At 65.3% G+C, this 16,345-nt stretch carries 16 protein-coding genes and 1 pseudogene; 13 read left to right on the forward strand and 4 right to left on the reverse strand.

Annotation, left to right across the window (positions count from 1 at the left end):
- Positions 1-3: 3 nt before the first annotated feature.
- The 3 genes from ACLMAJ_RS17810 to ACLMAJ_RS17820 all read right to left on the reverse strand — a co-directional run bounded on the left by ACLMAJ_RS17810 (position 4) and on the right by ACLMAJ_RS17820 (position 2,604).
- Positions 4-1,455 (reverse strand): hypothetical protein, encoded by a 1,452-nt coding sequence (locus ACLMAJ_RS17810; RefSeq protein WP_412014842.1) that lies wholly within the window; start codon positions 1,453-1,455, stop codon positions 4-6.
- 10 nt (positions 1,456-1,465) lie between these two features.
- On the reverse strand, positions 1,466-1,804 hold the full coding sequence (locus ACLMAJ_RS17815) for a hypothetical protein (RefSeq protein ID WP_412014843.1): 339 nt from the start codon (positions 1,802-1,804) through the stop codon (positions 1,466-1,468).
- 407 nt (positions 1,805-2,211) lie between these two features.
- On the reverse strand, positions 2,212-2,604 hold the full coding sequence (locus tag ACLMAJ_RS17820) for a hypothetical protein (protein ID WP_412014844.1): 393 nt from the start codon (positions 2,602-2,604) through the stop codon (positions 2,212-2,214).
- Between the two features lie 415 nt (positions 2,605-3,019).
- Between ACLMAJ_RS17820 and ACLMAJ_RS17825 the strand changes: the two genes are divergently transcribed.
- The 4 genes and pseudogenes from ACLMAJ_RS17825 (at position 3,020) to ACLMAJ_RS17840 (ending at position 7,915) form a co-directional block, all read left to right on the forward strand.
- Positions 3,020-4,159, forward strand: a complete 1,140-nt coding sequence (locus ACLMAJ_RS17825; RefSeq protein WP_412014845.1) for a hypothetical protein — start codon at positions 3,020-3,022, stop codon at positions 4,157-4,159.
- 43 nt (positions 4,160-4,202) lie between these two features.
- Positions 4,203-5,267 carry an amidohydrolase family protein gene (locus tag ACLMAJ_RS17830; protein ID WP_412014846.1) on the forward strand — a complete coding sequence of 355 codons (1,065 nt, stop codon included), beginning with the start codon at positions 4,203-4,205 and terminating at the stop codon, positions 5,265-5,267.
- Positions 5,268-5,277: 10 nt separating this feature from the next.
- On the forward strand, positions 5,278-6,657 hold the full coding sequence (locus tag ACLMAJ_RS17835; RefSeq protein WP_412014847.1) for an MFS transporter: 1,380 nt from the start codon (positions 5,278-5,280) through the stop codon (positions 6,655-6,657).
- 266 nt (positions 6,658-6,923) lie between these two features.
- Positions 6,924-7,915 (forward strand): annotated as a pseudogene (locus tag ACLMAJ_RS17840) (IS630 family transposase).
- A gap of 112 nt (positions 7,916-8,027) precedes the next feature.
- On the opposite strand, the gene ACLMAJ_RS17845 reads toward ACLMAJ_RS17840, so the two are convergent.
- Positions 8,028-8,492 carry an MmyB family transcriptional regulator gene (locus ACLMAJ_RS17845; protein WP_412014848.1) on the reverse strand — a complete coding sequence of 155 codons (465 nt, stop codon included), beginning with the start codon at positions 8,490-8,492 and terminating at the stop codon, positions 8,028-8,030.
- A 398-nt stretch (positions 8,493-8,890) separates the two neighbouring features.
- Here ACLMAJ_RS17845 and ACLMAJ_RS17850 point away from each other — a divergent pair, with 398 nt between their 5' ends.
- The 9 genes from ACLMAJ_RS17850 to ACLMAJ_RS17890 all read left to right on the forward strand — a co-directional run bounded on the left by ACLMAJ_RS17850 (position 8,891) and on the right by ACLMAJ_RS17890 (position 16,219).
- A complete protein-coding gene (locus ACLMAJ_RS17850; RefSeq protein ID WP_412014849.1) occupies positions 8,891-9,541 on the forward strand; it encodes a methyltransferase domain-containing protein in 651 nt (216 codons plus the stop codon).
- 72 nt (positions 9,542-9,613) lie between these two features.
- Complete coding sequence (locus ACLMAJ_RS17855; protein WP_412014850.1) at positions 9,614-9,946, forward strand: hypothetical protein; 333 nt, start codon at positions 9,614-9,616, stop codon at positions 9,944-9,946.
- Positions 9,943-10,623, forward strand: a complete 681-nt coding sequence (locus ACLMAJ_RS17860; RefSeq protein ID WP_412014851.1) for a TnsA-like heteromeric transposase endonuclease subunit — start codon at positions 9,943-9,945, stop codon at positions 10,621-10,623. The genes ACLMAJ_RS17855 and ACLMAJ_RS17860 overlap by 4 nt, the downstream gene beginning before the upstream one ends.
- 4 nt (positions 10,624-10,627) lie before the next feature.
- The gene (locus tag ACLMAJ_RS17865) at positions 10,628-11,077 is read left to right on the forward strand and encodes a hypothetical protein (RefSeq protein ID WP_412014852.1); all 450 of its coding nucleotides are present in this window, start codon (positions 10,628-10,630) and stop codon (positions 11,075-11,077) included.
- A 722-nt stretch (positions 11,078-11,799) separates the two neighbouring features.
- Positions 11,800-12,207, forward strand: a complete 408-nt coding sequence (locus tag ACLMAJ_RS17870) for a hypothetical protein (RefSeq protein ID WP_412014853.1) — start codon at positions 11,800-11,802, stop codon at positions 12,205-12,207.
- A gap of 18 nt (positions 12,208-12,225) precedes the next feature.
- Positions 12,226-13,995, forward strand: coding sequence for a M91 family zinc metallopeptidase (locus tag ACLMAJ_RS17875; protein WP_412014854.1), 1,770 nt, complete (start codon positions 12,226-12,228; stop codon positions 13,993-13,995).
- A 773-nt stretch (positions 13,996-14,768) separates the two neighbouring features.
- Positions 14,769-15,029 carry a hypothetical protein gene (locus tag ACLMAJ_RS17880; RefSeq protein ID WP_412014855.1) on the forward strand — a complete coding sequence of 87 codons (261 nt, stop codon included), beginning with the start codon at positions 14,769-14,771 and terminating at the stop codon, positions 15,027-15,029.
- A 282-nt stretch (positions 15,030-15,311) separates the two neighbouring features.
- Positions 15,312-15,638 (forward strand): carboxymuconolactone decarboxylase family protein, encoded by a 327-nt coding sequence (locus ACLMAJ_RS17885; RefSeq protein WP_412014856.1) that lies wholly within the window; start codon positions 15,312-15,314, stop codon positions 15,636-15,638.
- On the forward strand, positions 15,638-16,219 hold the full coding sequence (locus ACLMAJ_RS17890) for a carboxymuconolactone decarboxylase family protein (RefSeq protein ID WP_412014857.1): 582 nt from the start codon (positions 15,638-15,640) through the stop codon (positions 16,217-16,219). The genes ACLMAJ_RS17885 and ACLMAJ_RS17890 overlap by 1 nt, the downstream gene beginning before the upstream one ends.
- Positions 16,220-16,345 lie beyond the last annotated feature (126 nt).

The following is a 16,345-nucleotide window of genomic DNA, read 5'->3' on the forward strand; positions in this document are numbered from 1 at the left end:
GGCTCAGCCCACCCTGTCCAGCCGCCACCGAAACCGCTGTTCGAATCCGGCCGCGTAGACCGACGGTGGCGTGGACGACGAAGAGCGTTCCACCGCACCGTCATCAGCGACGTAGAAAATCGCACGTCCCATCATGAGCTGCCCTTCCGGCGCCGGAACATGAACCATCCACCCGACACCGACGCGACTGGCCACCAGCCCGGACACCGGATAGCCGGGCGTCTCGAGTCCCCGCTCCAGGATGTAGTCGCGCACGAGGGCGATGGCATCCTCCTCCGGCAGCGGGGTCAACTGCACCGTGGCCACCCCCGCGGCATCGAATTGGGCGTAGGCGGCATCGCTGTCGAAGCGTTCGGCGTCGGCGAATAGCGGCACTATCGTTTCCCGCGTGACCAAGCCGACCTCGGCCGATCCGACGACCGTTTCGGCGGCATCGCGGATCTCGTCCTCCGGACGCGGATCCCCTGTCTCTAGCACCAGGTCGACCACCAGCTCGACCACTGCGTCTTCGTCCCACAGTTCGGGTAGCGCGACCCGAGCGGGCGCGGGTTCCGGCGATTCGCCCCGACGCCACGACCCGGACTGCCACCAATAACAGAACGACAGCATTCCGGTAGCCGCTCGCGGGTTCAGCACCGCGCTCGTCACCCAGCTAGGCGCCCCCGCATAAAGATCCGGCACTGCGGCCTCACCGTGGTAGCCCGCCGCGAGCTCGGCCGAGTTCAATCGCCCGCCGGACAGCACCGCCCGATCTCTGGACAACAGATACAGCGTCGCCCCGTTGTGATTGCCGTCTTCGTACCACCCCAACGACGGCAGGATCCGCGGACCACGCTCGGACCCGACGGCGACATGGGCCGCCGCCAGCGACGCCCACCGGGCCCACAGTGCCGGCAACGGCGGCAATGCGTGCGCCGGACGTGCCGCGACGGCCCGGACCGCGGCCCGAGCAGCCTGTTCGGGCGTGCGGACCTGGTGTCCGGTGTTGTCGACGTACGCCGCGAGCCAGGTCGGCAGCCGACGGGGAAACGCCTCAAGGTCCGCGCGATAGGCGTCGGCCGGGAACAGCCGCTCCGGCGGGAGCGGTGAATCCCCGTAGTCGTACTCGGCTTCGAGTTGGCCTTGCTTGGTGAGCGACAACACCAGCCGAAGCCATGGACCGTCGCCCGAATGCGCGGACAGCGCACGGAGTTCGCGGACCGCATGCACCGTCGCCTCCGGCGGCGCCGCCCGCACCGAACGTTCCCCATCGGTGTAGATCAGCTCGGCCGCCTCGTCGGCGACGGTCAGCGCGAACACGCCGTCCAGACGCTGCCACCCCTCCGGGCCGATCGCCGCCAATTCGCGGGCTATGCGGTGGGTCAGCTTGCGCGCCTTCTCGGCCGGATCCGTCGAACCGGTGCTACCGAGACTGAACTGCCGGTCCGGCTCGTCCTGCGTGGGTTTCTCACTCATCGGCCGCCACTCATGTCCGCTGCTGGAATCGTCCGGCATTCTTGTCTTCCACTGCCTGTAGGTAGTTCGCCGACTTCGTCTGGAGGTCGGACATGTCGCGGAAAGCCTGCACGAGACCGGGCAGCGCCGCCGGCTTTCCGTCACTGCCGCTGTGCAGCAGCTCGTCACGATTCGGCACATAGGTCTTGGCGAACTCGGCGCCGTAACTGTCGTCACCCCACGGCTCGCCCAACGACTCCGTGTCGTTCTTCACGGTGGCAAGAATGGCGGTGACCTTGTCGCGCAAGTCGTCGGCGCTGTGGGCGGCCTTGCGCAGCTCGGCGATCGTGACCTTCACCTCGGCGGTCATCGGACCTCCTCATGGCAGACAAAGGGTTGAGTACGTCGAGCCCAGTGGAGCACCCGTCCGCCACTACTGCCAAGTGTTCTCACCAATGGGAAGCCGCGGCCCTCGCATTGTCGTCGAACCGCTGATGTCCGGCACTGGCACAGCGCAGCTCGACACTTCCGCGCAGCGCCGACATGTGCACGAAGGCAGCAGGTTTCATCTCCCAGACCAGCGCCGGGAGCTCGTCTCCATACGCCGGGTCGGCTCCCCCGGCTCGCGGTCACCCTGGCGCGCGCACCGTGACATACGCCTGCGCGCCGAACCCCGGTTCCCCTCCGTGTCCGGCTCGAACGAGTCGGCGACGTCGACCGTCACCGAGCCCAGCTGGAAACGACCTTGCATCCATGGTCATTACGTTTGACGTGGATTCAGCGCTGCCCGAGAGCGATCGTGCGTACGTCGAGGGCGTGCTGCGTCAACGAGCCGGTCACGCTGTCGGGCGGTGCGTCGACAGAGGGCCCGACGATGACCAATTGCTCACGGCGCCTGCGCGGTTTGGCGCGACGGTAGCGCGCGAGATCCTCGATCACCTTGCCGGACCGGTCGTACCCGACACCGGCCCAGACCATCTCGTATGGCGGCCACCCTAGTTCCACCATGTGCGCGGCACGCCGGGCGCACGGCGCGCGCAGCGGGCACCGCAGGCAGATCTGCATCGATTCCATCCAGGTCTCGGAAGTCCCGGTGCCGAGGTCCCATCGCTCTGGCTGCTCGGCGCACGGGAGCCGTCCGGGCGGCGGCGTCGACATCCGAGCTGTCATGGCTTCTCGTTTCGTGCGAGTCGGGAATATGTGACGGCGGACTTGTGGAGCACACATCCAGATTCGCGGCTTCGACTCGTGAGTGGGCAGTAGGGAGATCCCTGTATCGCCATCCCCACCGATACCGCGGTGGCGGCCATCCACTCGACACACGTCCGATCAAATCCGGACGCCGCATCGCAGTGTTGCGGTCGCGTTCGGTGGTGACAGCGGTGCGGCCCCGCGAAGCGTCGATGTCGCACCGAGAGATTCGCCGTGGCGGTTGTCGGTGTAGGGATCTCCCTACTGTCGGCACACCGCTGAGAAGTCCGATTCTGGGAGCCGACGTTGCCGACTCATTGTCGTAGCTCCGGCAACTCGTCGGACACAGATTGGACGGAACAGATTCGTGAACTCGCCCGCGATACATTCCAGAGTGTCGGTCCCGGTCGTGGCGGTGCCGCTACAAGAGGTATCCCATGACGCGTTGATCGCCGCCGTGCGAGAGCAGTACGAGGGGGTCTTCGCGGCTGGCAGTCCATCGGCGGCGGCATTGGAGCGAGCGTCGGTAATGGCCGGGCGGCTCGCGATCGACATGCACCCGTTACACCTGACGACCGACGAGATCGTGTCCATGCGTGGACTCGCCGCACGGAACGCGGTGGCGTGGGACGCTTTCCACGCATACGCGATACCGGCCGCACGAGACGCGCTGCTGTCCGCGGGCCGGACCGCGGCCGAGGTGGACCTGGTGATCTTGGAGACCTCGACCCTCATCGCCATGCCGTCGCCGATTGCGGTGTTGACACAGGCACTCGGATTACGCCCGACCTGCGCGGCACTGCCCGTGTTCGGTATGGGCTGCCGCGGTGGAGCGCACGCGATCACGATGGCCCACACCTGGCTTCGCGCGCACCCCCGCGATACGGTGCTGATCGTCACCGCCGACGTCGCCTCGCCGCACTTCCACGTCGAGCGTGATCTGGACGAGGTCGCGCTGGTGGGCAGCATCGTGTCCAGCACGCTGTTCTCCGACGCTGCCGCGGCGGCCGTGCTGTCTTGTTCACTCGACGAAGGCTTCGAGCTGGTCGATATCGCGCGCTACGAGGTACCCGGCACACCGGATTCGATCGCCTGGGTCGCCACCGACGAGGGGTTGCGATTCCGGCTGACGACCGATGCGGTGCGGTCCATTCCGGCACTGGGGCCGGCGCTGCGCGCCTTGCTGGGCAGACAGGGGTGGACCGGCGCGAATCTGGCGATCTGCGCACTGCACTCCGGGGGGAACAACATCATTCGCGACGCTGCGGAGGCCATCGGACTCGGTGCGCATCAGGTGGCCCCCACCTGGCTGTCACTCACCCGCGGCAACCTCATGTCGTCAGCTGTCCTGGACGCGCTGGCCCTGATCGCCACCCGCTCGGAGCTGCGCCCAGCGTGGGGTGCGCCTGTGCTGGGCGCCGGGTTCGGTCCGGGATTCGGTATGGACGCCTTCGTCGGTCGCGCGCTTCTGTCCGAGAGTGCAAGTGGTGCAACAGAAATTGCGGCAAGCCGTCGGAAAGTCGTGGTCGGCTGAGTCCGAGTGCACCTGCGGATCAATGAAATGAGAAAGGACAGCGATGCCGTCATCGCCGATAACCGGTCCCCTCGACCGGATCGTCACCATCGAGGAGCACATGCTCCCACGTTTTCTCACCGAGTACGTGGGCGGAGCCCGAGCCAACCTGGACGCCGCGTACTGGGCGACGGCCGAACGCAAACTCTGCGACCTCGGCAACGAGCGGATTGTGGACATGGACGCCAACGGGGTGACCATGCAGGTCCTCTCGCCCACCGCGCCCGGCGTCCAGGTCGAGCCGGATCCGGCGAAGGCCACCCATCTGGCCGCCCGCACGAACGACTTGATCGCCACGGTGGTGGCCTCGGCGCCCGATCGGTTCGCCGGATTCGCTACGGTCGCGCTGCAGGACCCACCAGGTGCGGTACGCGAGCTGCGCCGTGCGGTCGAAGAATTAGGCATGGTCGGGGTGCTGGTCAACGGTCACACCTGCGGTTCCTACCTCGACGAGCCGCAATACGAGGACTTCTTGGCCGCCGTCGCCGACCTGGGCGTCCCCCTGTACTTGCATCCTGCCAACTCGCCCGATACCTGTGCCTGGTCGGACGGGCATCCACAGCTGCGGGGACCGGTATTCGGCTGGGGCGTGGAGACGGCGGCGCATTTTCTGCGGCTGCTGTTCGGCGGCGTGTTCGACCGTAGACCGACCAACGGGCTCACCGTGATCCTGGGCCACGCGGGCGAGGGGTTGCTCGCCGCGCCCTCCCGCCTGGACTCCCGCTGGCAGGTCGCCAACGCGGAGCGGCACGGGCATCGGCTCGACCACCTGCCCTCGCACTACCTGCGCACGAACCTGTTCGTCACGACATCCGGAGTGACCGACCCGCTGGCGTTCTGGGCCGCCGTCAGCGGTGCCGGCCCAGCCAGGGTCGGCTTCGCTCTCGATTACCCGATGGAGGATATGGGGCCGCAACTGGCCGCGCTGCGCGGACGATGGCAGGTCGACGTGCTCGACGCCGCGGCAGACGACGAGCTGCTCGCGAACGTGGCCTGGCGCAACGTCAGTCGGCTACTTGGTCTGTCGCTCGATGCGAGCGGGCACCGGCTCCAGCCTGCGACACCCTGAACGCGACGCGATGACCAGCACACGCGGGGCTGTACCCAGTCACCTGCCCACCGGATCGGGCGCGGTGGTGTGGGCACCCCTTGCGGTGGCCATGGCCGCCGCGGGTTTCAGCCTGCGCCCGCCGATCACCGGCGTGGGCGCGGCGCTGGGGTTCATCCCGGAGACGACGGGCCTCAACCAAGCGGTGCTGGGTTGGGTCGTCTCGGTCCCGCTGTGGTGCTATGCCGTGGGTGGTGTCCTGGCGCCATGGCTCTCCACCCGCTGGGGACCGATTCGTACGGTCGCCGTTGCCCTCGCCATCATGACGGTCGGTCAGATCGTGCGTGTGGCCGGCGGAGCGGGACTGCTGTTGGCGGGCACGATGGTCACGGCATCGGCCACCGCGGTGGTGGCGCCGCTGCTTCCCGCGATCGCGGGAAGCAGCGGCGCCCGGATGACGCGACTGACCGCGATCTATGCCCCGGCAATCGGAATCGGCAGTGCCGCAGGTGCATTCGTGACCGCACCGGTGAGCGCCGCGACCTCGTGGCGGTGGGGACTTGGATTGTGGGCGCCACTGTGCGCAGTGGCCCTCGTCCTCTGGCTCGGCGCGCAGCGGCGTCCGGCCTACACGGCCGTGCTGAGACCTGCTGCTGCCCAGAGCGTTTCCGTGCGGTGGGGCCTGGCGCTGCGCCGCAGGCTGTCATGGTCGATGGCATTTCTGTTCGGCGCGTGGGCGGTTACCGCGTTCGGCATCATGAGCTGGCTGCCGTCGATCTATCGAGATGCCGGTATCGACGGAGCGCAGGCGGGTTTCCTGCTCGGGCTCGCCGCAGTGGCGGGCATCCCGGTCGCCGTCGTGTTGCCGGGTTGGCTGCGGAGGTCCTGTCGCGGACGGTGGCGCGATGCCCCGATCGTCGTCGGCACCGCGATACCATCCGCCGGACTACTCGGCCTGTGGCGGATCCCGACCACCGCTCCCTGGCTGTGGGCGGTCGCCATCGGTGCCGGTCTGGGAGCACTGTCCTTGACGCTCACCCTGATACCGCTCAGCGCGCCCGAACCACAGTGGGCCACGACGATATCGGCCGTAACGCATGGCCTGGGCTATGCGTTGGCTGGAGGTGGTGTCGCCGCGCTCAGTGCGCTGCACGTGCACACCGGCGGGTGGGGACCGATCGTATGGCTATTGCTGGTGATGTGCGTCGTCCAGGCTGTCGCAGGAATGACTGCGCTCCGAAGCGGGATCACACCGCACGCGGGGGCAACCCGGGGTGGCACCGACGTGCAGACGCCCGTCGGTGGCAAGCACCCTGATCACCGCAGTCCCCCTCCGGACTTCGACCCCCACAAGAACGGACAAGAAGGACCTGCATTGGACACACCCATATGCCAAGTTGCCAATGAGTAGCTACTAGTGTGAAGCCTCTGGCGTGTCACGCGAAGACACGCCAGAAGGTTTCGTCCTATGCGGCCCCGACGATCGTGCCGACAGATCGTCGTTATGGTTGGCTCGAGCCTCGAACATTGCCCACTCTATGAGATCGAAGGCGCGGGGAAGTATCCCCAGAACCACTCTAAAACCCACTGTTTCCAGTCGTTTTGAGGCAAATTGGGACATAGGCTGCACTAGTGCGGCGCGCCTGAAGTTATTTGGCGTGGATCCGGTCGACGACGATGAAGTCCGGGCTGGTGCTGCGGGCGCGGATCATCGTGTTGGCCGCTGAGGGGGTGGCGCATGCCGAGATCGCGCGTCGGTTCTCGATCTCGCGGCAGACGGTGGTCAACTGGCGGGCTCGTTATGAGTCGCAGGGGGTGGCGGGGCTACATGACGAGGAGCGGTCCGGCCGACCTCGGGTTCTGGACCGGGACAAGTTGATCACCACCACGTTGATGCCGCCGCCGCATAAATACGGTGTCACACACTGGAGTTCGCGTCTGCTGGCCGATCATCTCGGTATCGGATACGGCACCGTGGCCAAGGTCTGGCGCGAGCACGGTGTGCAGCCTTGGCGGGCAGAGACGTTCAAGTTTTCCACCGACCCTGAACTGGTCGCCAAGGTCACCGACATCGTCGGGCTGTATCTGGAGCCGCCGCAGAACGCGATCGTGTTGTGCGTGGACGAGAAATCCCAGATCCAGGCCCTGGACCGGACGGCACCGACACTGCCGATGCAGATCGGGATCCCCGAACGTCAAACCCATGACTACGTCCGCCACGGCACCAGCACCCTGTTCGCCGCCCTCGAGATCGCCACCGGCAAGGTCACCGGCGTCTGCAAGCCGCACCACCGCCACCAGGAATTTCTCGCCTTCCTCAAACACGTCGCCCGCGCCTACCCGGCCGCGAACTGCACCTGGTGATGGACAACTACGCCGCCCACAAGAAGGCCGAGGTCCGCGAATGGCTAGCCGAAAACCCTCGCATCCGAGTGCATTTCACCCCGACCTCCGCCTCCTGGATGAACCTGGTCAAGGTCTGGTTCGGCATCATCGAACGCCAAGCCATCCACCGCGGCACCTTCCGCAACGTCCGCGAGCTCAACACCAAGATCCGCGCGTTCATCAACGGCTGGAACCCGCGGGCAAAACCGTTCGTCTGGACCAAAACAACCGAGACGATCCTCACCAAAGCCCATCGTCCAACAACTTCAAACACGGGCCACTAGGTTCTGCGCTTTCTCGTTGGACCCCAACACCTTCCGGCGTGTCGGCAGCTCGGCCTGCAGACGCCACCACGACATTTTCGCAGGTTCGTTCGTCCCCGAATCGGACGCGGCCTCAGCCCACCTCGAGATGAAACTGTTCACGATGCTCCGCCCAAGGACGCTGCCGCTCCTCCACACTCATCGCCAACAACTCCCGCAACTTCACCCACGCCACCCCATCGGTCGGGGTATAAATCTGCATCCACGCATGCGGAACCGAAGGCAACGACATACTCGTCAAAAACATCTCCAACTCCCCCACCGCCAAATTACGAACCTGCTTCGTAGGACTCACCGGGACAGCAACATCGTTACGAGCCCACAAAGCCTTGAAATTCAGGCTCTCCGAACACAACTCGACGATGAACTCCTCCCAATGCGGGTCACCGAGGTTTTTCGCGTAGGCACCACGCAGATAGCCGACCATGCGACGCAGGTCATCCCAGTTGTGTTGGTAGGTATTGCAGCCAGCGGCCACTCGCGGTGCGGCAGTGTCGGCGACCGTTGCTTGAGGACACGGCGGTGACGCGGTTCGCATTGGTGCCCATCGCAGGCCGCCCGAAGATTGGAGGGTCTCGATGAAGGTCAGTGTGTGTGTGTGCCACAACGGGGACGACGTTTTGCGCAAATATCGGTGGTGCGTGCTGACAGGCCGCAAAATGCCCGACTATGAGATGGATTCGTGCCCAACGCAAATGAAATCCATGTGGCACCAACACTTCTCGCCACCACAAACCCCTGATGGCCACCCGAACCCACCAACAACCGCCGTCAGAGGTTAAAAGACAAGCTGAGTGGGCGGGACTACTGCTGTCGGTACCAGAAGACGCCGTGATCGGCTGCACCGGCGGCGAGCACGATCAGGCCGCGCGCTGACGAAAGGCACGGTGGTGGCACAGTTGACCAGAGGCAGGCCCGAATGAGGAGACATTGACCATGAACGGACGTACCCCGAGCCAGTGGGAGGAGCTCACTGCTGCTGACCCTGCGCGTTCGACGTGGTACGTGGAGCGGTTCCGGGCGATGGCGGCCGAAGGCACGGATATCGTCGGGGAGGCGCGGCTGGTCGACGCGATGCTCGACCGCGGTGGCCGAGTCCTGGACGCAGGGGGCGGTCCGGGACGTGTGGGTGGCTATTTGCACCGAGCTGGTCACGTCGTGGTGGGCGTAGACGTCGACCCGGTGTTGATCGCTGCGGCGGAGCAGGACTATCCCGGTCCGACTTGGATAGTCGGTGATCTCGCCGAACTGGACTTGCCGGGCCGTGGGATCGCCGGCGATTTCGATGTCATCGTGTGCGCGGGAAACGTGATGACAATTCTGGCGCCGTCCACTCGGGAGGCCGTGCTGGCCGGGTTCGCCCGCCATCTCGCCCCAGCCGGTCAGGTGGTTGTGGGGTTCGGCGCCGATCGTGGTTACGAGTTCCCACAGTTCCTGGCAGATGCCGAGGACGCCGGACTCACAGTGGATTTGCGGCTTTCGACATGGGACCTACGCCCATTCACCGAAAAGTCCGACTTTCTAGTGGCGGTGTTCTCGCGCGGGACCTTCGAGATCATGAGTACAGCGGCTGGATCCAGCATCTAGCCATCCGGGCATCCGCGGGAGATGCGGGAGAGGCGACGAGGACGCACGGCGAGATCGAATGCTCGTGACCTGATGGTGAAGATGCAGTACCTCCGGTCCGGCATCTACTTGGAGCATGGCCGGGAGCACCAGGACGGGGTTGACCTCGCTACGGTGAGCCGAGGCGATCTGCGTTGGTACTACTTCCTGTCGGGCCTGTCCTTTCACGATCGACGGGCTCGAACTGGCTCCGCCGTGATCGTGGACGCCGGTGTTCGACTTCCTGTGGTCGATAAAGGGTGTGCTGGGCGCTCTGGGGCGGGGCGAGCGTTCGACGGTCGGTTCACTGAGAATGCCGAACTGATCGTGTTCACGCCCGAGGCCGAGAAGGTCCGGATCTCGGCCTTCTCCAAGCTGGTGAGGTGACGGCGCCTGCGCGGGCTCTGACATCGCTGCCGCTGGTCGGGTGTCGACCGATGCGAGGATTTTCCTGGCATCGCTCCCAGCGGCATCGGGGGGGATTGCAGTTCATGGTGAGCACAGGCTGCCATCACGGCTACGAGGCGCTGGCCGAGGCGCGGTTGTTGACGATGCTGGATTTCGCGGGCGAGGTAATCGATGTGTTGTCGCAACCGATGCGGCTGCGATTCAGCACTGAAGACGGCGCACGCGAACATATTCCGGACTTCCTCGCGGATACGACCACAGGTCGCTGGTTGATCGATGTCCACCCGGCAGGACAGATCCAGCTCCGCGACGAAGTCGCGTTCGCCGCGACAGCGCAGTTCGCGGAACTGTTGGGCTGGGGTTATATGGCGGTGACCGGGTGGCGCCAGCCAGCGCTTGCCACAGTGGACACGCTGTCGTCGCAACGGCGACCGCTGGCCGATCCACTCGGCATGGCTGAGGCGCTGATGACCGCAGTGGCCGCGGGACCTTGCCGCTTCGATGAAGCTCGTGGCATCGACGACGGCACCAACGATCTCGAGAGCGTTTGCGCTGCAACTGCTTTGGCGACGGAACTGGGTCTGGATCTATCCCAGCCGCTGGATGACCAGGCCGTCCTCACCGCTGCAGCGGGCTCGGCTCGGCGAGTTGAGTGAGGCCATGCTCGATCTGTCTCCCGGCGCGGTGGTCGTGCTCGACGGCGCGGAATGGGTCGTGGAACGATGCGAACCACAGTTCGGCCGGGTGATTCTCGTCGCCGCTATCGACGGGCAGCGGATGCACGCGAATGTCGGGTTTCTGGCTCACCACCACGACTGCCACCAATCCAGCCGGACCACAGCCTCGCGAGCGGCAGCACGCGGACGCCAAGAACCAAGCGAAGCCGACCTGACGGCACAGCAGCGCCAGTTGCCGGCATTGCGCGTTGCTCATCTGCTGGAAGTCGAAACCGGATTCCGCAACGGTGACCCGTTGCGACCGGGGCCGGATGAACCCCAGCCCTGTTACGACCCGGCGACGACAACGCTGACTCAGCGGCGCCACGCCAAGGTCGCCGAGCTGGCGCGGTTGGACGGCGAGCAGGGGCGGCTGCTCGTCGACGTGAAGTGAGCCAATCCGACCAACGGTGATTCCCACGCCGCGGAGCAGCACTGCGGAGCCATCTGAGTCTCGCTTCGGCCCACAAACCTGCTCGGTTCGAGGGCCGAAGCGTGCGCTCAGACCACGCTGGCTGCGACGGAACAGCAGAAAACCGGATGCCACCCTTCGACGAGACTCCGGGGTAAGAGGCGACACGAAAGTGTCAGCAAGGAGCGACATCTCGATGTCAGCCAGCCTTCCCTGAGGATAGCCAGCGGCATCAAGTGATCAGGCGAGGCAGACAGCTATGAACCGGCGCCCCTATCGAACCTCGACCAAACCGACCGGGCAGATCACCACCGAGCCGGTAGACCGAAGTACCGCGCCCACACCACGACCCGACGCTCGAACATCCCTAACAACGGCCATCTGTTCCTCGTTGGCACCTATCTACCCGGCAAAGGCGCAAGTACCGACGCTTCCACTGACACTCGATGACGAGATCAACTGACACCAGTGACGAATGCACAGATCATCTACCAACACCGAATCGACGAGTCGCACATTTCCGCAGGCCGTCGTGCCGATGAATGAATCGGTACCTGCAATTCGAGCAGTAGCTGCGGCATCACCGGTTCACAGCGACCATGACACGGTAGTGGTCGAGGTGGTCTTCGGCAGCGATTAGCTTTGCGGCGCGCGGTTTTTCGGTATCCTCGTGAATCACAGGACTCGACAACGGAGGTAGTCTGATGGGCGCGCACCTGCAGGTACGTCCAGAGGATCTGGTAACGCTCGCTGATCGGTGTATCGACTTCGCGCTCGGCCTGACCTCGGCGGTCAGTGGCTCTGCGGGTGGTCTGACCGTCGCGGCGAGAGATGCGGGGGACACCGACGGTGGCTATAGCACCACGGCTGCGCACGGGCCTTGTGTCGAGGCCGCGCAGGACGCGATCGAGTCGTTGGCGGCCGTGCTCGGAGCCGACGCCGAAGCGCTGATGCTCTCCGCGTTCGCCTTCTCCGATACGGACGAGGCGGCAGCGAAATCCATGCTGGCCCTTACCCCGGTCACGCCCGGTCCGCCGCCGACGCCGATGCCCACACCAGAACCGACGCCCACACCGGAACCGACGCCTGGACCGTCGCCCACACCTCGATGACGACGTCAGGGGATTCGTATGGCAGAGGGCCGTTGGAGCCTATGGCACGACGCCGCATCGCTCGACGATGCCGCCCGGTTCTGGGCGGCGCTCGCCAACCGACTTCAGGCAACCGCTGATCGACTGCTCGCCGATTCCAAGAACATCGTCGCCGAATGGGAAGGCGAGTCCGCCGAGTCGTATCAGGCGCACCGTGGCCGCGTGGTGTCCGAGTTGGATACCGCTCACGACATCGCGACAAGGCTGTCCTCCGCGGTGGAGTTCGTCGCCGCGTCCGTACGCGTCGCGCAGCAGCAACTCGACCAGTCGTGGGGCACTGTCTCACATATTCCGCATTCGGGCAGCCCCTCGGGTGCGGTCAGGTTCGAGCCACGAAACGACGCCGAGACCGAACTGGTCAGTACCGCCGTCACCCACGCCACAGAGATCCGGTCGCGCCTCGATGGCAGTTTGAGCGGTAAGAGACAGATCCTGATCGACTCCACCGCACAATGGCAGGCGATCAGCGCGGCGCTCGCGTCGATCACCCAGGATGGCAAGGATCCGTTCACCCTTCCCGCGGATGTCGACAGCGTCGGGGTCATCACGGTCGGTGACAGGACATATGTCAACACCGGTGCGGGTGATGACGAGGTCACGATCAGCGATGATCCGTTCAGCGACGGAAAACGGATCACCATCAACGACGTATCGTATGTTGTGCCGAAGGGCCAAGAGATCATTGTTCGCACCGGCGATGGCGCCGACCACGTCAACGTTCCCCAGGGAACCCAGGTGAACTTCACGGTTCTGGGCGGCAGAGGTGCCGACACGATCAAGACCGGCGCCAACCCCGACCGCGTTCTGGGCGGAAGCGGAGACGACGAGATCGAAACCGGCGGCGGCCGAGACTTCGTGCTCGCGGGGATCGGGCGCGATTACGTCGACGGACAGGGCGATGACGACCTGCTCAGCGGCGGTGCGGGCAACGACACCGTATACGGGCTCGGTGGCGACGACCGTATCCTGGGCGGGGCCGGTCAGGACTACCTCGAGGGCGCGACCGGCAACGACACCGTCGTCGCGGGCGCGGGCAATGACATCATGTCGGGTGGGCGCGATAACGATGTGTTGTATGGCGGGGCCGGAAACGACAGGTCGTATGCCGGAGCCGGCCTGGACTCGACCTACGGCGGCACCGGTGTGGACATCTCCTACGGCGAGTCCGCCGACCGCTCCGACGGGGACATCGAAGACACGGTGACAGTGCAGATCTCTCACGACGCCCGGTTCATCGGAATCGAGGGGTCGTCGGAGTTCGTGGCCAGGGTCGAGGCCGATCTGGATATGCTGCGGTCCTCGCCGACCGGGCAGCAGATGTTGGCCGAGATGCAGGGCAAGCACGACGATTCGGGTTTTTTCGGCATAGGTAGAGAAGACCTCACGATCACCGAATACCCGACCAGCGACTACAGCCAGGCGATGGACGGCGGCTGGTTCGGTGGTAACGAAATCGAATACTCGCCACGTATGGATTCCAACCATAACGGCCCTCCCGTGACGGCTCTCTACCACGAGATGGCCCACGTCTACGACTATATGACCGGCAACATCGACCGCACCCCCTACACCGGAGAGGACTCGACCAATTACGGGATCGGGCAAATAGAACGAGTGGCCGTCGGCCTGCCGGTCGATGACGACCACGATCCGACCACCGAGGAGCGCATCGACCCCGATCATCGGTTCGCGTTGACGGAGGACGGATTGCGTGAGGAGATGGGTGCGCCACGTCGTGAACATTATTGATTCGCCTCTGCTCGGACGAAGGTGCGGTGCCCGCGTACGGGTGCGCGCTGTGATCGCTTTCTGCGCAACGCTGCTCGTCGCTTGTGTTGCCACGAAGAAACTGGGGTAAGGGCCGAGTCCGGCGGGCAGCCAGGGGCGCCACGATTCCGGTCGGGGTGTCCTTCGACGCCGTCCACCCGCGCTACCGTCCGCCCCGGCGGGTGTCGTGTTATGTCTCGGGGTCGTGGCACAGCCATATCCGCCCGCCCTCCGACTCGAGAATGTGGACGGCGTCGAGATCGCGGTCCACGGGCGGGTCTCCTACGCACAGCAGCACCGCTTCTGCACCGACCCGCTGCCTTTCAGGTGATCACCGTACGGGTGGCCCCCGGTTCGATCCGCGAGTGCCCACCTCGTCCGGTCAACGCGAAACCTCACCAGCCGAACCGATCCCGGTGCGTGGACCCTCGACTCCTGGTCAGGTAATCGGTGTCTGTGGCTCTGGGGGTGGCGTTACAGGGTCATGGTGATCATCGGGCCGTCGGTGATGATCACGCCGGTGTCGATCGGTGGCCGGTCGGAGGGAATAAGGCTGCCGTCGGTGTCGATCTCGCAGATGTGGATCCTGGTGGTTCCACCGATGGTGGGTGCGTACGTAGAACTGGTCCATACTCGTCGTGCTCAACCATTTGTCGAACAGTTCGTATCCGGCGGCGCGCAGCGCAGCCGGTTTTGGATTCGATGGAGCGACGCTCGGCCACGATCGTGTTCACCGACCCCGGTGCCGTTTCCCTGTGACGAACAGTCGCAGCCGCGTTGTTCTGCTGTGCACCGAGCACGGTGTCGATGTCGGTGGTGAGGTGGTAGTCGGTTCCGGCGAGGTCGGGGTCGAAGCGTGGGGAGCGCGCGCGGGCCTTCGCGCCCTGTCCGGCACAGCGGACTTCGGTGACAACAGTCCCTACAGCCCACTCAGGTCGCTGCTGAGCCGTCTCGTCGCCGACAGCCCCGGCCCGAACCACACGATCGCCCTGCTGCGCGGCGCCCAAGCGGCATGAGGGTCAGTTACGGTGGTCTCTAATCCCTGCACGCTAGCGAGATCGAGAGACGTTTCACCGCCGACGGTCCGAGCAAACCCGTGTCGAGCTCGAACACCGCTACGCGGACCGGCTGGTCGAGGGCCACGCGATGCGCGACACCCTCGTCGAACAGGGCGGTGGCTGGAGCACCATGCTGCAACTGTTCGCCACCACCGCCGAGAACCATGGCTGACCCGAACCTGCACGAACAGGACGCCACGTTGACACAGCACTCGAGCGAGCTGGAGAGGAATCGCCGCCATGCCGGATGACGACAAGAAGCGGACAGCGCACCGAGCCCTGGTGGATCGCATCCTCAACGGAGAGGGCAAGACATCGAAGGAGCAGCGAGCGCGTGCTTTCGGCAATGCCGACGTTCCTGCTGAGCTACCTGCGTTGATCGGCAAGGTCACTACGAGGCCGGCGCAGGTGACCGACGCGGACTTCGTCTCCGCCAAGGCATCCGGCTTCAGTGAGGACGAGCTGTTCGAGCTAGTGGTATCTGCTGCGGTCGGCCAGTCCACCCGGCTGTATGAAGCGGGACTGGCGGCGTTGGCCGAGGCAACCGTCGATGGGGAGGACCGATAGTGCGACTCGACATTCTCAACCACGGGTACGGGCCCGCGACGAAGGTGCTGTTCAGGATCATCCAGGTGTACTCCGGACACCCGGTACCCGACGCGGCCAAGCTGGTCTACTACCGGCCCGACTTCTACGGCACCCAAGCCAAGACGTTCACCCACGAAGCGATGCGTGGGCCGTCGGCGTGGTCGGTAGCTGATCGGGAGTTGATGGCGGCCTTCGTGTCGCAGATCAACGAGTGTGCTTTCTGCATCGGCGCGCACACCGCGACCGCGGGGCAGGCGTACCAGGACAGCGCGAAAGTTCACGCGGTGCTGACCGACCTGGAATCGGCGCCGATCGACGACGGGCTGCGGGCAACACTGCGGATGCTCGCCAAACTGACCCGGCAGGAGCAGGTGAGCACCGAGGACATGCGAGAAGTACTGTCCGCGGGCGTGTCACACCAGCAGGTCGAGGACGCTCTGGCGGTCTGCGTCGCGTTCAACACCACCAACCGGCTCGCCGACGCCTTCAGCTTCGAGCGGCTCAGCCCGGACGGCTTCGAGGCGGGAGCCAAGTACCTGCTCGAGCGAGGCTACCGATAGTCCCTACCCGCCGCCGCGCTCGCGCTGTCCACCTTGTCTCGGTCTGCCGCGCATCCGCGGGGTCGGGCGCTTCAGGTCGGCAGAGTTTGGGTGACGTGCCACAGGCGGCGGGGTAGGTCGCTTTCT

This window comes from Nocardia arseniciresistens (assembly GCF_046764875.1).
Lineage (GTDB): Bacteria > Actinomycetota > Actinomycetes > Mycobacteriales > Mycobacteriaceae > Nocardia > Nocardia arseniciresistens.

Excerpts from the sequence above, each read along its gene's own strand:
- ACLMAJ_RS17875 (WP_412014854.1), top strand. The coding sequence starts at position 12,226 with ATGGCAGAGGGCCGTTGGAGCCTATGGCACGACGCCGCATCGCTCGAC.
- ACLMAJ_RS17810 (WP_412014842.1), bottom strand. The coding sequence starts at position 1,455 with ATGAGTGAGAAACCCACGCAGGACGAGCCGGACCGGCAGTTCAGTCTC.
- ACLMAJ_RS17820 (WP_412014844.1), bottom strand. The coding sequence starts at position 2,604 with ATGACAGCTCGGATGTCGACGCCGCCGCCCGGACGGCTCCCGTGCGCC.
- ACLMAJ_RS17865 (WP_412014852.1), top strand. The coding sequence starts at position 10,628 with ATGCTCGATCTGTCTCCCGGCGCGGTGGTCGTGCTCGACGGCGCGGAA.
- ACLMAJ_RS17835 (WP_412014847.1), top strand. The coding sequence starts at position 5,278 with ATGACCAGCACACGCGGGGCTGTACCCAGTCACCTGCCCACCGGATCG.
- ACLMAJ_RS17845 (WP_412014848.1), bottom strand. The coding sequence starts at position 8,492 with ATGCGAACCGCGTCACCGCCGTGTCCTCAAGCAACGGTCGCCGACACT.
- ACLMAJ_RS17855 (WP_412014850.1), top strand. The coding sequence starts at position 9,614 with ATGGTGAAGATGCAGTACCTCCGGTCCGGCATCTACTTGGAGCATGGC.
- ACLMAJ_RS17870 (WP_412014853.1), top strand. The coding sequence starts at position 11,800 with ATGGGCGCGCACCTGCAGGTACGTCCAGAGGATCTGGTAACGCTCGCT.
- ACLMAJ_RS17815 (WP_412014843.1), bottom strand. The coding sequence starts at position 1,804 with ATGACCGCCGAGGTGAAGGTCACGATCGCCGAGCTGCGCAAGGCCGCC.
- ACLMAJ_RS17885 (WP_412014856.1), top strand. The coding sequence starts at position 15,312 with ATGCCGGATGACGACAAGAAGCGGACAGCGCACCGAGCCCTGGTGGAT.
- ACLMAJ_RS17830 (WP_412014846.1), top strand. The coding sequence starts at position 4,203 with ATGCCGTCATCGCCGATAACCGGTCCCCTCGACCGGATCGTCACCATC.
- ACLMAJ_RS17850 (WP_412014849.1), top strand. The coding sequence starts at position 8,891 with ATGAACGGACGTACCCCGAGCCAGTGGGAGGAGCTCACTGCTGCTGAC.